Annotated in this window: 16 protein-coding genes; 10 read left to right on the top strand and 6 right to left on the bottom strand. The window is 68.1% G+C overall.

Annotation, left to right across the window (positions count from 1 at the left end; translation table 11 throughout):
- Positions 1–32: 32 nt before the first annotated feature.
- Positions 33–542 (top strand): OmpH family outer membrane protein, encoded by a 510-nt coding sequence (locus QQS14_RS09475; protein ID WP_285906742.1) that lies wholly within the window; start codon positions 33–35, stop codon positions 540–542.
- A 93-nt stretch (positions 543–635) separates the two neighbouring features.
- Here QQS14_RS09475 and QQS14_RS09480 read toward each other — a convergent pair whose 3' ends face one another.
- The 3 genes from QQS14_RS09480 to QQS14_RS09490 form a co-directional block, all read right to left on the bottom strand.
- Positions 636–983 carry an Hpt domain-containing protein gene (locus tag QQS14_RS09480; protein WP_285906743.1) on the bottom strand — a complete coding sequence of 116 codons (348 nt, stop codon included), beginning with the start codon at positions 981–983 and terminating at the stop codon, positions 636–638.
- A gap of 81 nt (positions 984–1,064) precedes the next feature.
- Positions 1,065–2,225, bottom strand: a complete 1,161-nt coding sequence (locus QQS14_RS09485) for a glycosyltransferase (RefSeq protein WP_285906744.1) — start codon at positions 2,223–2,225, stop codon at positions 1,065–1,067.
- Between the two features lie 88 nt (positions 2,226–2,313).
- Positions 2,314–3,648, bottom strand: a complete 1,335-nt coding sequence (locus QQS14_RS09490) for a hypothetical protein (RefSeq protein ID WP_285906745.1) — start codon at positions 3,646–3,648, stop codon at positions 2,314–2,316.
- 311 nt (positions 3,649–3,959) lie between these two features.
- Between QQS14_RS09490 and QQS14_RS09495 the strand changes: the two genes are divergently transcribed.
- Positions 3,960–4,454, top strand: coding sequence for a 3D domain-containing protein (locus QQS14_RS09495; protein WP_285906746.1), 495 nt, complete (start codon positions 3,960–3,962; stop codon positions 4,452–4,454).
- A gap of 145 nt (positions 4,455–4,599) precedes the next feature.
- On the opposite strand, the gene QQS14_RS09500 is transcribed toward QQS14_RS09495, so the two are convergent.
- From QQS14_RS09500 to QQS14_RS09510, 3 genes are read right to left on the bottom strand one after another with little or no spacing between them, the layout of a single operon-like run.
- Positions 4,600–5,403, bottom strand: coding sequence for a nitroreductase family protein (locus tag QQS14_RS09500; protein ID WP_285906747.1), 804 nt, complete (start codon positions 5,401–5,403; stop codon positions 4,600–4,602).
- A 13-nt stretch (positions 5,404–5,416) separates the two neighbouring features.
- Complete coding sequence (locus tag QQS14_RS09505) at positions 5,417–6,022, bottom strand: hypothetical protein (protein WP_285906748.1); 606 nt, start codon at positions 6,020–6,022, stop codon at positions 5,417–5,419.
- Positions 6,019–6,501, bottom strand: a complete 483-nt coding sequence (locus QQS14_RS09510) for a hypothetical protein (RefSeq protein WP_285906749.1) — start codon at positions 6,499–6,501, stop codon at positions 6,019–6,021. The genes QQS14_RS09505 and QQS14_RS09510 overlap by 4 nt, the downstream gene beginning before the upstream one ends.
- 155 nt (positions 6,502–6,656) lie before the next feature.
- On the opposite strand from QQS14_RS09510, the gene QQS14_RS09515 reads away from it, so the two are divergent.
- From QQS14_RS09515 to QQS14_RS09550, 8 genes are all read left to right on the top strand, one after another.
- Positions 6,657–7,115 (top strand): hypothetical protein, encoded by a 459-nt coding sequence (locus QQS14_RS09515; RefSeq protein WP_285906750.1) that lies wholly within the window; start codon positions 6,657–6,659, stop codon positions 7,113–7,115.
- A gap of 29 nt (positions 7,116–7,144) precedes the next feature.
- Positions 7,145–7,921, top strand: a complete 777-nt coding sequence (locus QQS14_RS09520; protein ID WP_285906751.1) for a GGDEF domain-containing protein — start codon at positions 7,145–7,147, stop codon at positions 7,919–7,921.
- A 78-nt stretch (positions 7,922–7,999) separates the two neighbouring features.
- Positions 8,000–11,059 (top strand): sensor domain-containing diguanylate cyclase, encoded by a 3,060-nt coding sequence (locus tag QQS14_RS09525; RefSeq protein ID WP_285906752.1) that lies wholly within the window; start codon positions 8,000–8,002, stop codon positions 11,057–11,059.
- A 100-nt stretch (positions 11,060–11,159) separates the two neighbouring features.
- Positions 11,160–13,664, top strand: a complete 2,505-nt coding sequence (locus QQS14_RS09530) for an EAL domain-containing protein (RefSeq protein ID WP_285906753.1) — start codon at positions 11,160–11,162, stop codon at positions 13,662–13,664.
- A gap of 47 nt (positions 13,665–13,711) precedes the next feature.
- Positions 13,712–13,969: a hypothetical protein gene (locus QQS14_RS09535; RefSeq protein WP_285906754.1), complete on the top strand. Its 258-nt coding sequence runs from the start codon at positions 13,712–13,714 to the stop codon at positions 13,967–13,969.
- Between the two features lie 308 nt (positions 13,970–14,277).
- A complete protein-coding gene (locus QQS14_RS09540) occupies positions 14,278–16,374 on the top strand; it encodes a phage tail protein (protein WP_285906755.1) in 2,097 nt (698 codons plus the stop codon).
- A gap of 49 nt (positions 16,375–16,423) precedes the next feature.
- Complete coding sequence (locus QQS14_RS09545) at positions 16,424–16,924, top strand: hypothetical protein (protein ID WP_285906756.1); 501 nt, start codon at positions 16,424–16,426, stop codon at positions 16,922–16,924.
- A gap of 10 nt (positions 16,925–16,934) precedes the next feature.
- A partial coding sequence (locus QQS14_RS09550) for a phage tail fiber protein (RefSeq protein ID WP_285906757.1) occupies positions 16,935–17,710 on the top strand: 776 nt, incomplete at its 3' end.

The following is a 17,710-nucleotide window of genomic DNA, read 5'->3' on the forward strand; positions in this document are numbered from 1 at the left end:
AACCCAACCAGTCAACACACGGAGCCAATGATATGAAACGCCTCATCGTCCTGCTCGGCATCGCCCTGCTCGGCCTCGGCCTCTTTGGATGCAACCAGCAGCAGGCCGGACCCTCCATCGGCGTGGTGGACGAAGCCGCCGCCTTCCAGAACAACTCGGCGGCCACCGCGGCCATGACCTACCTCCAGGAGCTGGGCACCCCCCTGCAACACAAGGCCGAGGCAGCCTACAAGGCCATGCAGGAGGACCAGAGCGAGGAAAACGTGACCGCCTACAAGGCCGCCATGGGCGAGCTGCAGAGCGTCATGAACGAGGAGCAGCAGCGCGTGGTCGCCCTCATCGACGCCAAGTTCAACGAAGTGCTCGAAAACTATCGCAAGGAAAAAGGGCTGAGCGTGATCCTCAGCCGCCAGTCGGTCATCGCCCTGGACAACGCCGTGGACATCACCGCCGACATCTCGGCCGCCATGGACGCCATCACCCTGGACCTGACGCCTCCGGCCCGCCCGGCCATGGAAGAGGCCCCGGCCGAGAACCAGTAACCCTCCTCCCATCGACAAGAAAAGGCCTGTCCGCACACGCGGGCAGGCCTTTTTCATTCTGTTCAGGTGTTGGAACGAACGCGGTCCGACAGGTCAGCTGCGGGCCAGAAACTCGCGCATGGCCAGACGCGCGGCGTCGAGCCTGCCGGTGAACTCGGCGTAAATCCGCCGGGTCTTGTCCATGTCTCCGGTCTTGACCGCCTCCTCCATGGCCAGGGCCAGCTGGGCGTTCTCGGTGGAGCGGACAACGCCGCACATGCCTTTGAGGGAATGGGCCAGCTTGGCCGCCTGATCCGCGTCGCCCTGATCCAGGGCCGAGCCCAGAGACTCGGACCGCTCCGGGCTGTCCTCGAGAAAGGCGTTGATCAGTTCGGCGGCCAGCTCCATGTCTCCGGCGAGGCTTTGCACAAATCGTTGTTCGTCAAACAGGGGTTCACTCATGGTCCGGACTCCGGGCCTGCGTCGGCCCTGGCTTGCGTCTGTCAAACACGTGTTCACATTCCACGTACCATTGTCGGCCGGTCAATGGAATGATTTTTCCGATTCAGGACACAGGGACGCGTACAAGGCCTCGTAGCGGCGGGCAGCCCCGGCCGGAGAAAACCCGGCCACCACGCGTTCCCTGGCCGCAAGGCCCAGCGCCCCGCGCCCGATCCGGCCCAGCCCGGCCATGCGGACCATGGCCCGGGCCAGGGCCAAGGCATCGCCCGGACCCACCACCGCGCCGGTGTCGCCTACCAGGGCGGCGCTGTCGCCCACATCCGTGACCACGCTCGGCACGCCGCAGGCCATGGCCTCGCCCACCACGTTGGGCAGGCTCTCGCCGAGGGAGGACGAAACGTGCAGGTCCATGGCCGCCATCACCCGCTCCATGTCGGGCCGCTCGCCCAGGAGCCGGATGCGGCCGGGATCAAGCCCGGCCTCGGCCAGCCACGCGGCCAGCCGCTCGTTGTCGCGGTCCACGCCGTGCCCGGCCAGAACCAGGACCGCCCCGGGCAGTTCCCGGGCCGCCATGCCCGCCGCCAGCAGCAGAGTGCGGTGGTCCTTCATGGGGTCGAACCGGGCCGCGTGGCCGATGACGAGGTCGTCCTCGCCCAGGCCGAGTTCGGCGCGCACCGCCAGCCGGGCATCGGCATCGGGCCGGAAGCGGTCGGCGTCGAACCCGTTGGGAATGATCTCGAAGCGCCGGGGCGCGTAGCCCAGGCCGAGGTGAAAGTCCCGCGCGGCAGCCGAGTTGGTCACCACCGCGTCCGGGAAGCGTGAAAGGGCGGCGCAGGTGCGCAGCGTCAGGGCCGTGGTCCGCCGATAGCGGACGAGGTCCATGAAGGCGCAGCGGATGTTCCAGACCAGCCGGGGTCGGCCACCCATGGGAAAGGCCAGGGCGCGGGCCACCAACCCGAGAAGATCGGCGTGGTAGAGCCAGGTCTGGACCAGATCGGGCCGGTAGGAGCGGAGCATGCCCGCCAGCCGGGCCAGCCCGACCGGGGACGGCACGCCGCGCCGCATGTGCAGGGAGTCCACGCCCACGCCATCGCGCTCCAGACGCCGCCCCATCTCGCCCGGCGCGACCAGACTGACCACGCGGCAGGGGAAGCGGGCCGCGTCCATGGTGGTCGCCAGCCGGTGGAGCGTGGTTTCGGCGCCCCCCACATCGAGGCCGGTGATGACGTGCAGTATCTTCATGATGATTTCGCGGCCTGTGCGCCGCCCGTCCTGAACTAGCACCATCCCGTGCAAAAAACCATAGCCGAGGCCGGACAATCAGCCATTGTCAGCCCTTGTTCCAGCCCGTGCGCAAGCCATGAAGGCAGTCGTCTCCGGCCTCGCGATTCCAGCGGCCGCCCTCGAAGACGAGCAGGACCTCCTGCATGGCCAGGGTCCGGCAGTTGTTGAGGCAGACCTTGGTCCGCTGCGCCTCAAAGGAGCGGGCGACCTTGCGCGTGGGCGGCAGGTAGCCGCGCACCCAGACATCGCGCCACGGATCACCCGAGACGATGAACGGATAGGCGCGCTCGGCCGTTGCCGCGCCGCGCCGAGGCGCGGCCACCACCGTGGGCCGGTCCAGGCGCACCGACTCGGAGCTGTCCAGAAACCTCAGCCGCGTGCCGCCGCACAGCAGCGCCCCGCAGCGGGCATCGCCATAGACAAAAACCAGGGAGTTGTCCGGCTCGGTCAGCCGCCGCACCCGCCGGGCCAGCCCGGCCGGGGAGACCTCGACCGGCAGATCGGCCAGAGGCGACACCTCGACCCCGTTGAGACACTTCACGGGATGGCGGGGCACCAGCCGATCTTCCAGCCAGGGCACGGGCTGGAAAAAACGCAGCCGCGCGCCCAGCCCGTCCAGCCGGGCCGCAGCCATGGCCGCCAGGGCCATGTTTCGCTGCATCGGGCCGTGTTTCGATCCTTTGGACCGGGCCAGCAGCAGCCTGCCGCAGAGCATGGCCAGATCGGCAGGGCCGCGCCCGGCCAGCATCCGCTGCCCGGCCAGAGCGAACAGGCGGCTCAGAGGAGGCGCGGGACCGGGGCCGCCGGGCCAGGGTTGCATCCGGTCGGCCAGCACGGCCAGGATGCGGCAGAGAAACCGGACAACACCGGCCTCGTCCGCCATGCCAGAGGCCCAACGGGCCACCCGCGCCGCCGCATCCTCTTCCAGGCTGGCCGCCAGGGCCACGAGCATGGCCGCCCCGCGCAGGCGGGAGTGTCTGCCGCGCGCATCCCGCGACAGGCCGCCCGACTTGGAGCCGGACTCCTGCTCCGCAAGGCCGGTCGATCCGCACCCGGCCCCTTCCCTGCCCAAGACCTCGCGCCGCCATCCGGCCCAGTCGCCATCGAACCGGCTGGCAGCACCGGCCAGGGACTCCAAGCCCTCGGGCAGCCAGTATTCAGCCACAGGGTATCCGGCCTCCATAAGCTCCAGCAGCCCGCACAGACGGCCGGGTGTGGGCAGGCTACACACGGCCGCGCGCAGTCCGCGCGTGCGCCTGTCCGCCAGCATGGCCGCCAAACCGCCCTCGGGCCCGCCACCATCCACCAGATAGCCGCCCCGCGATCCGCGCACCAGATACGCATCGCCGTATCGTATGGGAAGCACCCTGAATTGCGTCATTTTCACCGCCGCCAGAGATTCGGAAACGCTGTATGGTGATTAGCTTATGCAATATTGATGCGTCAACCTATATTGGCAATATGCATATAAAATGCTGCTTTTCTCGGATTGGAGAAAAACCGGTGAATTCAGTGGGGTAGGGACGACCCGTGTTCGGCCCCCCGGGCCGGACTCCGGGCATTGGTCTGGATAATCAAGATGTTGGCGACAGAAAAACCTGTCTTCATAGAGGAAATCGAAAACGTTGACAAGTCCAAATCATACAATTATATGCCATCAGTCAAAAAAACGTACAGGAGACTTCACAGCCAATGAAAACATTCATCAACTACGCGCTAACGCCCGTGCTGTGCGCAGCCATGGTCATCCTCGCTGTAGTTGCATTTGCCAAACAGCAGGAGATCGACACGCTGCGCCACAAGCTCGCCCTGTCCGAGCAGACCGCCGTGGCGCGCAAGAACATGGTCGAGGAGGCCCGGCTCATCCAGCGGGCCATGCATGCCAACCCGGTGCGCACCGTCACCGTCACCGCCTACAACCCCACTGTCGAACAGTGCGACGACGACCCGCTCATCGCCGCCAGCATGCGCAAGGTCCGCGCAGGCACCATTGCCGTGTCCCGCGATCTCTTCGACCAGGGCTGGGTGTTCGGCCGCAAGGTCCGCATCGAGGGGCTCGGCATCTTCGAGATCAACGACCTGATGAACAAACGCTTCACCCAGCGCATCGACATCTTCATGTGGGACGAGGGCGAGGCCAGACAGTTCGGCAAGCGCAGCATCAAGGCCGCCCTGCTCGAAATCTGACCCGCCGCCGGGCCTGACCCCAAACCCGGCATCCGACCACTCCATACGATCACGGCCACAAGGGCCACGCATAGGGCGCGCCCCCCGGAAAACAGGGGGCGCGCCTTGTGCGTTTCGTGATTTGATCTGGTAGGCCTTGGGTGGTTCAGTCGAGCCAGCGCAGTTCCACTTCGCGGCGCAGGGGAATGCGCGCGTAGCGGTACTTGGGATAGCCAAGCATGAGGGCTGCGTAGACGCCGTGCCCCTCGGGCAGGCCCAGGGCCTCGCGGATGGGGCCGTAGCCCTCGGCCGCCTCCATGAGAAACCCGGCCCAGCACGCCCCCAGCCCGTGGGCGTGGGCGGCCAGCTCCAGGTAGGCGGCGGCCAGGGAACAGTCCTCGGCCGGGTTGAACCCGTCCTCGGGCGCATGGGCCACGGCCACATGGGGCGCCCCGTGGAGCACCTTGTCCACGCCCCGCTCCCAGTTCCTGATGACCCCGGGAAAGACGTTGTTGATGGCCATGAATTCCACAGTCAGCCCGGCCAGTCGTCGCGTGGCCTTGCGGGTGCGGGTGACGATCCAGCGGGCGGGCTGGCCGTTCTTGGCGCTGGGCGCGAACCGGGCCACGTCGAGCAGGTCGGCCACCACCCCCTCGGGGATGGGCTTGTCGCGATAGGTGCGCACCGAGCGGCGGCCGCGCAGGAACTGGTACGCCTGCTCAAGGCTGATCCCCAGATCGCGCTCCACGGGCGGGCACTGGTCCGGTGCCAGCCCCCGGTTCACGGGCATGGCGGGCAGGGTCAGGGCTGCCACGGGACACACGGCCACGCAGTGGCCGCAGCCGATGCAGGTCTTCCTGGCCGCCGGCCTGAGCCGGGGGAAGCCCTCGCCGTCCTCCACGATCAGGGAATAGGGGCACTCGGAGGCGCAGGCACCGCAGCGCTTGCACAGCGATGTGTCGCAGAACACCCGGCCAGTCCCCCTACCGGGTCGCGCCGAGCCGGGCGGACACGGACGGGACCACCGCGCCCATGACCCCGCGCAGGGCCTCGGCCAGGATGTCGGAGCGGGTGGAGTAGCCGGGCACGACCACGTTCTCCACCTCGCTGGTGAACCGTTCGGAATGGATGATGGCCCCGTCGCGCTGGAGCATGATGCTCACCGAGACCTTGCCCGCCCAGGTGGTGGTGCCGGTCTGGTTCAGCTCGGTGGCCAGGACCTCGCCGGTGATCAGGGGCGTTGAGCCAGGGGCCACGCTGGAGGTGCGGTACTTGGGATCGCACCCGGCGGCCTTGAGCTCGTCGAACAAGGCCCATCCCACCCAGTCGGCCACGTCCGAGAGAGGCTCCAGAGCCGCCCCCTTCCTGTCCGAGCCCAGCTTGTCCACGGGCCTCTTGTCCGCGAACTTGAAGACGATCACCTCGCCCACGCAGGGACCGGCCTGAGGCCCCAGGGCGTAGGTCAGCTTGACAGCGTTCTCCTTGGCGCATCCGGCGGCCAGGGCCAGCAGGCACAGCAGGGCCAGACACGCGCCCGCCCTTGCGGTGGCGCGAAACGATCCGCGCACCATGGCGCACAATCCGATCATGTTCCATCTCCTTGCCCGTCCGGGGTCTTTTCGTTCCCGGCGGGCGGTTCGTCGCGTTTATCAAGTTCTCTGTCCATGCGGTCCAGAATTTTCTTGGTGATGCCAAGCAGCCTGTCCAGGCTCTCCTTGACAAAGGTTCTGGCCTTGATGTCCAGCTCGTCGTCCAGCGCCTCGCGCGCCGCGTCGCCGGAGGGGCTGTCCGGGGACGCCGGGGCCGTTCCTCCGTCCAGGGGGGCGGCACCGGCCATGAGCGCTTCGCGCACCGCGTCGATACTGCGGCGCACCAGCGAGAGTTCGTCGCGCAGGGCTTCGTCCCTGGCGCGCATCTCCTCCCTGAGCGCCGCCACCTCGGCCTCCAGGGCGCTGACCCTGTCGCCATCAAAGTCCCTGCCTCGCGGGGCCTGGTCGCAGGCCGCAAGCCCCAGCAGAAGAACCAGCCCGGCCAGTGTCGCGGAAATATGCCCGTGTGTCCGTCTCATGCCCCAGCCTGTTACCACACAGCCAGCCGCCCTGACAATGCGTTCACGCCCACCCGAATGATCGGACCTTGATTTCGACGCGAAATCCCGTACAATGCGGATGGTTATGAACAGCAATCGGCCCCGGGCCGCAAGACACGAGGCGATACCCCGCAATGCTTCCCATCCGCACACTGGCCACGGCCCTGCTCCTGCTCTGCCTCACCGCCCCCGCCCTGGCTGGTGACTTCGTCGAAGCCCCCCGACCGGACACCTTTCGCGGGCTGGCCTGGGGCACCCCCCTGGCCGACATCCCCGACCTGGAACGCGTGCCCGGACCCAACTACCGCAACACCTACCACCGCGACGAAGAGCGGCTCACCTTCGGCGAGGCCGAGATCGTGTCCGTGGCCTATTATTTCCGCAAGGACCGGCTCTACCGCGTGGGCGTGGCGTTCAAGGGCCGGGCCAACCATTTTCTGATCAAGGAACGCCTGCTCGGCCAGTATGGGCAGGGCCGGGGCGTCGGCTCCCGCTACGGCTGGATGTGGCCCGACTTCTCGGTGGAGCTGACCTACGACGACTCGGCCGGAAGCGGTGCCCTCTACTACACCTTTGAGGGCAAGCTCGACTGACCGGCCCCCACGACAGGACACGGAAGCCCATGGCACAGGACAAACCGCCCTCAGGCAGAATCAAGGCCCGCTACACGCTCTTCTACGTCCTAAGCGTGGCCGCGCTGGTGGCGCTGCTGTGCACCAACTTCGGCGTCATCTACACCCTGGCCCTGGCTCCGCCGGAAGATCCCGAGATGACGATGAAGCTCGTCTACATCGTCATGGTGGCCGGATTCCTGGTCCTGGCCGCCCAGGCCCTGCTGATCTTCACCCGGGTGCTGGCCGCCCTGGGCCGCGACAGCCGCGAGATGGAGCAGATGCGCGAGCAGATCGACCAGCTCTCGGTCTATGACGATCTGACCAAGGTCTACAACCGCTACAAGTTCGAGTCCGTGGCCGAGCGCGAGATGGACAATGTCCGCCGCTACGCCACCCCCCTCTCGGCGGTCATGTTCGACATCGACGACTTCAAGGGCATCAACGAAAGCCATGGGTACAAGACCGGCGACCTGCTGCTGATCAATCTGGCCCGGTTCGTTGGGGCCAGACTGCGCAAGACCGATTACGTCTTCCGCTGGCGCGGGGGCAAGTTCATCATCCTCGCCCCGCACACCGACATCGACAAGGCGGCCATCATGGCCGAAAAGCTCCGCCAGATCGTGGGGCACAAACTTTTCGGCGGCAAGATCCGCATGCGCCTCTCGCTGGGCGTGGCCCAGTGCCGCAGCGACGACACCGTTGAGACCTTCCTGCACCGGCTCCAGTCCGCCCTGACCGGGGCCAAGAGCCAGGGCAGAAACCGGGTCGTGCTCGCCAGGGACTGATCCCCGCCGGCATGACGGGCTGATCTCTTGGGGCTGCGTCTTTGGACCGCGTCCGGGGCCACTTCTCGGGGAGGGAACATGGCTCGAATCATACGGGAATTTCTCGCCCTCTACGGCCCGCTGGCCCTGGCCATCGTCCTGGCCTCGCTCTGGTTCCTGCACAGCCGCGACCAGGACCACCTGGACGCCGTGCGCCAGCGCCAGCCCCTGATCCTGGAGCACGAGGCAGCCATCATCGAGCGCGCCGTGGACGCCCTGTCTTCGGATGCCCGGTTTCTGGCGCGGCTGGCCGGGCACACCCTCGGCGCACCCGCCGGAACGAGCCTGCCCGGCCTTGAGCGCACCTTTGCCGACTTCGCCCTGGCCAGACCCCACTCCCTCATGGTCCGCTTCATCGACACCCACGGCATGGAGCGCCTGCGGGTGGATCAGGCGTGGTCCGGCCCGGTCTCCATGCCGCCGGAACTGCTCCAGGACAAGAGCAACCGCTACTACGTGAACGAGGCGCTGCGCGCCAATGTGGGCAGCGTCTTTGTCTCGGACTTCGACCTGAACGTGGAGCACGGCCGCATCGAGGTGCCCCACCGGCCCACCCTGCGCTTTGCCAGCCCGGTGGCCGACCCGGGCGGGACGGTCCTCGGCCTGGTGGTCATCAATTACGACGGCAGGCACTTGCTCGATCAGGTCCGGCGGGCAGGGGCCACCGGCGAGGGAGTGACCCTGCTCTGCGACGATCGGGGCTTCTGGATGCTCGGCCCCTCCACCGACGAGGAATGGGGCCGAGACCTCGGCCGCCCGGAGGCCGCCATGGCCGCCCGCTTTCCCGAGGCGTGGCAGACCGTTTCGAGGCAGGAGGCCGGTCAGACGCAGACCAGTGAGGGACTCTTCACCTTTGTCACCGTGGACCCAGCCTCGCGCGCCGCCCCGGATCACACCTCCCTTGCGGACGGTCAGGGCGCCGCGCAGTGGCGGCTCATGACCTGGGTGCCCCCGGCCGCCCTCTCCCCCACCTGGGTCACGCCCTTTTCCGGGCTGGCCGCGCTCTTTTTGCTGACCCTGGTGCCGGGATGCTGGTTCCTGGCCAGCTACCGAGTGCGGCAGGCCGAGGTGGAGGCGCGCCTGCGCGAGAGCGAGGCGCGCACCCTGGCCATCAGCCAGTCGGCCCAGGACGCGATGATCATGATCGACGACCAGGACCGTGTCACCTTCTGGAACCCGGCCGCCGAGCGGCTGTTCGGCTATGCGGCCGACGAGATCATGGGCCAGCGGATGCACTCCCTGCTGGTGCCCGAAGGCATGCGGGCCAGTGCCGAGGCGGGCATGGCCGGGTTCGCCCAAACGGGCCGGGGCCATGTGGTGGGGCAGGTGGTGGAACTCGACGCCCTGCGCCAGGACGGCACCCTCGTGCCCGTGGAGGTGGGCGTGGCCTCGGTGCGGCTGGACGGCCGCTGGTACGCCGTGGGCACCCTGCGCGACATGACCCGGCGCAGGCGCTACGAGGCCGCCCTGCGCCGCAGCGAGGAGACCAGCCGCACCCTGCTCAACGCGCCCGACGACGTGGCCATGCTCATCGAGCCAAGCGGCAGGATAGCGGCCATCAACGAGACCGGGGCGCGCCTCTACGGGCAGGAGGTCAAAGCCATGATCGGCCGCGCCATCTTCGACTACATGCCCGGGGAACGGGCCGAGGCAATGCGCGCCATCCTGCGGGGCATCATGGAGCAGGCCGAGCCCGCCCGGTTCGAGGCCACCCGCGACGGCCGCCGCTACCACGCCAGCGCCTACCCCGTGACCGGGCCGGACGGGGCCGTGGAACAGGTGGCGGTCTTTGCCCGCGACGTCACCGAGCAGCGGCTGGCCCAAGCCGCGCTCCAGCGCTCGGAGCAGCGCTTTCGCGACGTGAGCGCCGCGGTTGGCGAATACATATGGGAAACCGACGAGCACGACACCTTCACCTTTGTCACCGATGATGTCTTCACCGTCCTCGGCCGCACTGCCGAAGAACTCCTGGGCCGCACCCCGGCCACATTCCTCGCCCCGGACCAGGCCGACGACTTCGCGCGCTGGCGGGCCGACCTGTATGCCAGGCGCGAACCCTTCTCCAAGGTCGAGTTGCAATGCGTCACCCGGGACGGCCGCACGGTCTGGCTCCAGTCGAACGGCGTGCCCTTTTTCGATGAGGACGGCCGGTTCCAGGGCTATCGCGGGGCTGACATGGGCATCTCGGACCGCAAACAGGCCGAGGAGGCCATCAAGACCAGCGAGCGCAAGCTGCGCGCCCTGGCCGAGTCCGCCTACGACGCCATCGTCATGATCAACGGACAGGGCCGGGTCTCCTTCTGGAACCCGGCCGCGGAACGCCTCTTCGGCTTTGCCGAGGACGAAGCCATGGGGAGGCCCATCACCGATCTGGTCACCCCACCCGAGTTGCGCGACAAGACCCTCGACGCCCTGCGCCAACTGGCCGCAGGCAACGGCCCGCCTTCGCTGGGAACCCTCCAGGAGGTCGAGGCCGTGCGCAAGGACGGCTCCCGGTTGCCGGTGGAGCGCTCCGTGTCCTCCTTCCGCCTCGGCGACGAGTGGTACGCCGTGGCCACTATCCGCGATATCACCGAGCGCAAGGCCACCGAGGCCCGCCTGCGCGAGCTGGCCACCACCGACAGCCTGACCGGCCTGAGCAACCGCCGCCGCTTCATGGAGCTGGCCGAGCGGGAGTTCGCCAGAGGCAAGCGCTACCAGGGCGCGCTGACCATGCTCATGATGGACATCGACCACTTCAAGCGGGTCAACGACACCCACGGTCACGACGTGGGCGACGAGGTGCTGCGCGAGCTGGCCCGCATCTCCCGCGCGGCCCTGCGCGAGCCGGACGTGCTGGGCAGGCTGGGCGGCGAGGAATTCGGCGTGCTCCTGCCCGAAACAGACGCCAGGGCCGCCATGGAGGTGGCCGAGCGGCTGCGCCGGGCCATCGAGAACACGCCCATCGCCACGGCCGCAGGCGAGATGCGCATCACCGTGAGCATCGGCGCGGCCACCTCGGAATGCGACGCCGAATCCGTGGCCACCCTGCTCAAGCGGGCCGATGTGGCCCTGTACACGGCCAAGGAGGCAGGCCGCAACCGGGTGGTGGCCGGATGACGACGAGGCACCCCGTATTTGCTTCACTTTTTCGCGGCCTCGGCGTATGCTGGGGCATGGTCGGGATGCCGACCCCAAACCCCGTGACCGGGAAACACTGATGCGCCCACGCCGTTTGTCTTCGTTCTTCGAGTTCACCTCCCTGGGCATGCTCCTGCCCGCGGTGCTCACGCTGGCCCTGTTCGGCGGGTCCATTTTCCTCTATCTGCTCCCCTCCATCCACAACGCCTTCATGGACGACCGGCGCGAGAACATCCGCATGCTCACCGGCACGGTCATTAACACCCTGGCCCATCTGCAGCAGCGGGTCGAGGCCGGGGAACTCGCCCCGGACGAGGCCCGGACCATGGGCCGCGACCTGATCAGGGCCATGCGCTACGGCCCTGAGGGCAAGGACTATTTCTGGATCAACGACGACACCCCGCGCATGATCATGCACCCCTACCTGCCGGAGCTTGAGGGGCGCGAACTGGCCGACTACACCGACCAGAAGGGCAAGGCCCTGTTCATGGACTTTGTCCGGGCGGCCAACTCCACCGGGGGCGGATTCGTGGACTACCACTGGCAGTGGAAGGACCAGCCCGATGTCGTGGCCCGCAAGCTCTCCTTTGTGCGCAAGTTCGAGCCCTGGGGCTGGATCGTGGGCACGGGCATCTACCTTGACGACGTCCAGGGCGAACTGGCCCGCTACCGCACCCGGCTGACCCTCATCTTCATCGCCATCCTCCTGGTGGTGGCGGGCATCGAAGTCTATGTGCTGCGCAAGTTCGCGCGCGGCGCCAGGGAGAGAGCCAAGATACGGCTGCAACGCGAGCGGCTGCTCGAAGCCCTGCGCTCGGGCGAGGAGCGCTACCGCACCATTGCCGACTTCGCCTACGACTGGGAGATATGGATCGGCACCGACGGCGGGGTGGTCTACTGCTCGCCAGCCTGTGAGCGCATCTCGGGCCATCCGCCCGAGCGATTCTTCGAGCGGCCCGGGCTGCTGCGCGAGATCATCGTGCCCGAAGACCGGGAGGCGTGGGACAAGTATCTGGCCTTCATCAACAACGAGGTGGGCGGCTCCCTGGATTTCCGCATCGTCACCCGCAGCGGGCAGACCCGCTGGCTGGGCGTGGTGGGCCGGGCCGTGTACGGCATCGGCATGAAACCCCTTGGCATCCGGTGCAGCTTCCGCGACATCACGGACCGCAAGGAGATGGAGGAGCAGCTCAGGCATCAGGCCCTGCACGACCCCCTGACCGAACTGGCCAACCGCACCCTGTGCCTGGACCGCATCGGCCAGGCCATGCGCCGGGCCGGACGCCGGGGCAGCTATTACTTTGCCGTGGTCTTCCTGGACCTTGACCGGTTCAAGATCATCAACGACTCTCTGGGCCACCGCTTCGGCGACATGGTCCTGGTGGAAACGGCCAACCGCCTCTCGCACCATGTGCGCACCCTGGATACGGTGTCGCGCTTCGGCGGCGACGAGTTCGTGCTGCTGCTTGACGAGCTGGCCAGCCCGGGCGAGGCCATCCGCATCGTCAAGCGCATCCGCGAGGAACTGGCCCAGCCCTTCCATTTCAACGGCCACGAGGTGCAGACCACGGCCAGCTTCGGCATCGTCCTGAGCCCGGTCCCGGACATCCGCTCCTCCGAGGTGCTCCAGCGCGCCAACATCGCCATGCATCAGGCCAAGGAGGCGGGCCGCAACCGGTTCAAGGTCTTCACCGCCCGCATGCTCGAAAGCGCCGTGGACCAGCTGACCATGGAAAACGACATGCGCCGGGGCCTGGAATCCGGCGAGTTCCATGTGGAGTTCCAGCCCATCATGGACCTTGGCGGCTCGGACATCATGGGTTTCGAGGCCCTGGCCCGCTGGCAGCATCCCGAGCGCGGTCCCATCCCGCCCTCGGAGTTCATCCCCATGGCCGAGGAATCGGGCACCATCATCAAGCTCGGCGAGTGGGTGCTGCGCGAGTCGCTGATGACCCTGGCCCGCTGGCGCAAGCAGACCAAGGGAGCCGATGACATCTTCATCTCCGTCAACCTGTCCGGCAAGCAGTTCGCCCGCGCCGAGTTGGACAAGCTGGTCATCGACGCCCTGCGGGCCGCCGAACTGCCGCCCGAGGTGCTCAAGCTTGAAATCACCGAGTCTGCGCTCATGGACCACCCCGAGGCGGCCATCCACGTCCTCAAGCGGCTGCGGCGCATCGGGGTGCGCTTCTCCATCGACGACTTCGGCACGGGCTACTCCTCCCTCTCCCAGCTCCAGCAGCTGCCCGTGGACACCCTCAAGGTGGACCGCTCCTTCATCTCGCGCATGAAGACCGACCCGGAAAACATGGAGATCGTGCGCGCGGTCATCGCCCTGGCCCACTCCCTGGGCCTCGACGTGGTGGCCGAGGGCGTGGAGGACGCGGGCCAGCTGTGTTCGCTCATGGAGCTTCGGTGCGAGTCCGTGCAGGGGTTCTACTTCCACAAACCCCTGTCCCCCCACGATGCAGAGGCCCTGCTCCACCGCCGCGCCGAGGGCGGCGACGCCGCGCCCGGACACCAGATGCGCGAGGCCAGACAGGATTGCGAGGACGAGCAGCTGCGCCGCGAGGCCGAATCCGCCTGACGTTAAAGCCCCTTGTCATCGCCCCCGGTGATGCTTACACTCTTGGCATGACCAGACAATTCGATCCAGAACTGCTGTATGTGGAATGCAGCCAGTGCGGTCAGCCCATCCTTTGGGGACACGGCATGACCTCCAGGCTGCTGGCCATGGCCGGGATTGACGCCACCGCCCTGGACGAGCGGTGCGTCATCGTGTCCGAGGGCTGCCCGGCCTGCCGTCCCGGCGAGACCTCCTTCACCACCCAGGTCGTGCGCCTGGGCCGCGAGAAGGAAGGCCGCCAGATCCAGCCCGCCGCCACCAACTAACAACACCCACCGCCCGGCACGAGGCCCACCGCCCCGATGCCGGGTCCGTTTGCGGCCGGTTCCTCCACCGGTCCGTTCCTGTCTCCCCGGCCTTTCGGGGACACCGCTCCCTCCCGACCTCTCCATCCCCGCATTACTCGGCCGCATAATCGGGCGGCATACCCTGTCAACAGGGAATGTCAGCCCCCTCACGCCCTCTGACGTGCTTTTTTCGCCCGTTCTCCATCCCGGCCAAAAACCCGGGCTAGCCTGTGCAGCATATCCCGACACGCCCGCCCGGGCTGTCGAAACAGCAAGGAGACGCGGACATGAGCATAGCCACCCCGGCACTGACCAATTTCACGGCGGGCGAGATCAGCCCCCGCCTGGCGGGCAGGATCGACCTGTCGCGCTATTTCAACGGCTGCCGCACCCTGGAGAACTTCCACGTCCACCCCCACGGCGGGGCCACGCGCCGCAGCGGCCTGCGTTTTGTCACCGAGGCGCTGGGCCAGGACCGGCCCGGACTGCTGGTGCCCTTCGAGAGCAACGCGGACGAGGCGTACGTCCTCGAATTCGGCGAGGACGGCACGGGCCAGGGGCGCATGCGCGTCTTCTCGGGCAACGGCCCGGTCCTGATCGACGGCTCCCCCCTGGTCATGGACGTGCCCTACCGGGCCGACCAGCTTGAGCGGCTGCGTTACGCCCAGTCGGGCGAGGTACTGGTGCTGGCTCACCCGGATCACCCGGTGCGCACCCTCACCCGCAAGGCCCACGACCAGTGGGAGCTTGAGGAGATGACCTTCACCGGCCGCCCGGCCTCCTGGACCGAGGGCAATCACCCGTCGGTTGTCGCCTTCTTCGAGCAGCGGCTGGTGCTGGCCGCCACCCCGGCCCAGCCCGGCACCCTGTGGTTCTCGCGCACCGGCGACATGACCGACTTTCGCCTGCGCACCCGCGAGGCCCCCCTTGACGGCTGGCGCGACCGCGAGATCGTGGACGCAAGCGGCGACGGCCTGCGCGACGGCCGCCCGGGCGACACCTTTGCCCTGCTCGACGGCGACGGGTTCGAGAAGCTCGACGGCCTCAAGGGCCAGCACCCGGACGGCACCACCCGCTACTATCGCTACAAGGGCGCGGCCAACCTCACTGCCTCGGGCGCGGACCGGACCGTGACCTTCAAGGCCAACCCCTCGGGCTTCCAGATCGAGCCCGTCCGCGACGCCGAGGGAGAGCTGAACGCCGCTTTCTGGGACTGCTTCGAGCCGGGAGACCGGACCGAGGCCCCGGCCGGTGAAGCGCCCCTTGACGACGACGCCATCGAGGTCACCCTGTCGGGCAGGCAGGCCAACGCCATCGAGTTCCTGGTGGCGCGCGGCAAGCTCTGGGTGGGCACGGCAGGCGGCGAATGGACCCTGGGCGGTTCCCTTGGCGACGCGGTCACTCCGGCCTCCATCAAAGCGAGCCAGGAGGGCACCTGCGGCGCGTCCGCCACCCGGCCCGAGGCCGTGGGCTTCGCCACCCTCTACATCCAGCGCGCCCGCCGCAAGATCCGCGAGATGGCCTACCGCTACGAGTCCGACGCCTATGTCTCGCGCGACCTGACCATCCTCTCGGAGCACATCACCCGGCCCGGCCTGACCCAGATGGCCTTTGTCCAGGAGCCGGACTCCATCCTCTACTGCGTGCGCGCCGACGGCGTGCTCCTGGCCCTGACCTACGAGCCGGATCAAGAGGTGGCCGCCTGGTCGCGGCTGCCCACGGACGGCACCGTGGAGTGCGTCACCGCCGTGCACAACCCGGCCGAGGGGCGCGACCAGCTCTGGGCCGTGGTCCGGCGCTCCGTGGGCGGCCAGCCGCGCCGCCATGTGGAATACCTCGAAGCCGAGTTCAACGGGGTCATGGAAGACGCCTTTTTCGTGGACAGCGGCGTGACCTACGCTGGCGCGCCCGTCCAGACCCTCACCGGCCTCGGCCACCTGGCCGGGCGCACCGTGGACATCCTGGCCGACGGCGCGGTGCAGACCGCGCGCACGGTCCATCAGGACGGCACGGTCCATCTCGACCTGCCCGCGTCCAAGGCCCATGTCGGCCTGCCCTATGTCTCGCTCCTGCAACCCATGCGCCTTGAGGCGGGCAGCTCCCGGGGCACGGCCCAGACCAAGAGGAAACGAATCACCAAGGTGGCCGTGCGCTTTCACGACACCCTGGGCGGCCGGGTCGGCCCCTCGCCGCAGCGGCTGGAGCCGGTCTACTTCCGCTCGCCCGCCGTGCCCATGGGCCGGGCCAGCGCATCCTTCAGCGGCGACAAGACCGTCAACTTCCCCGGCGGCTGGACCCCCGATGGCCTGCTGACCGTGGTCCAGGACCAGCCCCTGCCCATGACCGTGCTGCTGGTGGTGCCCACCGCCGTTGTCAACGAATGACCCGGGCCGAGCCCGGAGACCCCTCAACCCCATAACAGGAGAACAGACCATGGGAATGGACCAGCACGCCGGAGGAATCTTCCAGCAGGAAGTGAACCGGCAATCCGTCGGACTCTTCCGGCAGGGATCAAACCTGGCGGGCAGCATGTATCAGCTGCTCACCGGAACAGGCGCCACGCCCGGCCGGGCCGGTGAAGCCGAGGAGGCCGCGCACCTTCAGGAACTGGAGGCGTCCGCCAGGGCCCACGACATCCTCGGGCGCACCGATTCGGACGCCGACGCCCTGCGCGCCGGGCGCGAGGCGGAACGCGCCTCCAAAAACGCGGCCTGGGGCGCCTCGAACCTGGCCATGAGCGGCTCCAAGGCGCTGCTGCGCGAGTCGGCCAGGATCAGGGACGGCCAGGACGAGGAGGACATCCGGGCCGAGGGGGCCGAGGCGGCCCGCGATGCCCTGAATCAGGGCCGTGCCACCGGAAACATGACCCGTATCAACGGATCGGCCAACCCCCTGGGCTCAATCCTGTCCCAGGGCTCGAAAATCTACAAATAGGGAGAGGACCATGACCGTCTCATCCATCGAATCAAAAACCCTGTACGCGGGCAACGGCTCCACGGCCAGCTTCGCCATTCCCTTCATGTTCCTGCGCGACGACGACATCGAGCTGGTGCTCTCCACGGCCCAGGGCGAGCACCCCCTGGCCGTCAGCACCGACTACACCTTGAGCGGCGCGGGCAACCACACCGGGGGCCAGTGCTTCCTGACCGTGCCCCCGGGCCAGGGCGAGGTGCTGGTCATCCGGCGCAACCCGGCCATGGTCCAGGAGGTGGACTACGTGGAGAACGACGCCTTCCCGGCCGCCACCCACGAGGCCGCCCTGGACAAGCTGACCATGATCTGCCAGGCCCTGGCCGAGCGGCTGGACCGAACCATCACCTTCCGCGTCTCCTCGGCCGTCACCGGCGTGAGCCTGCCCGAGCCGGAGCCGGGCCGCGCCCTGGCCTGGAACGACACCGGGACCAACCTGGCCAACAAGGACGTCACCGGCCAGGGCTCGGTGTTCCTGCCCCTGTCCCTGGATCAGGGCGGCACAGGCGCGGCCACGGTGGCCGAGGCCCTGGCCAATCTCGGCTTCACCCCCCTGGGCGCGGCCCTGGCCGCTGTCCCGGACGCGGCCCAGGCCCGTCAGGTCCTCGGTGCCCAGCCCGCCAACCCCGCCATCCTCACCAGCGACAGCGCCGCCACCCTGGCCGTGGGCTACGCCGAAACCTCCGCGCCCTACACGGATGGCGACATTGTCGTCGCTGCCGGGAGCCTGCGCACCGTGGACACCACCGA

This window comes from Pseudodesulfovibrio pelocollis (assembly GCF_030282845.1).
Taxonomy (GTDB): domain Bacteria; phylum Desulfobacterota; class Desulfovibrionia; order Desulfovibrionales; family Desulfovibrionaceae; genus Pseudodesulfovibrio; species Pseudodesulfovibrio pelocollis.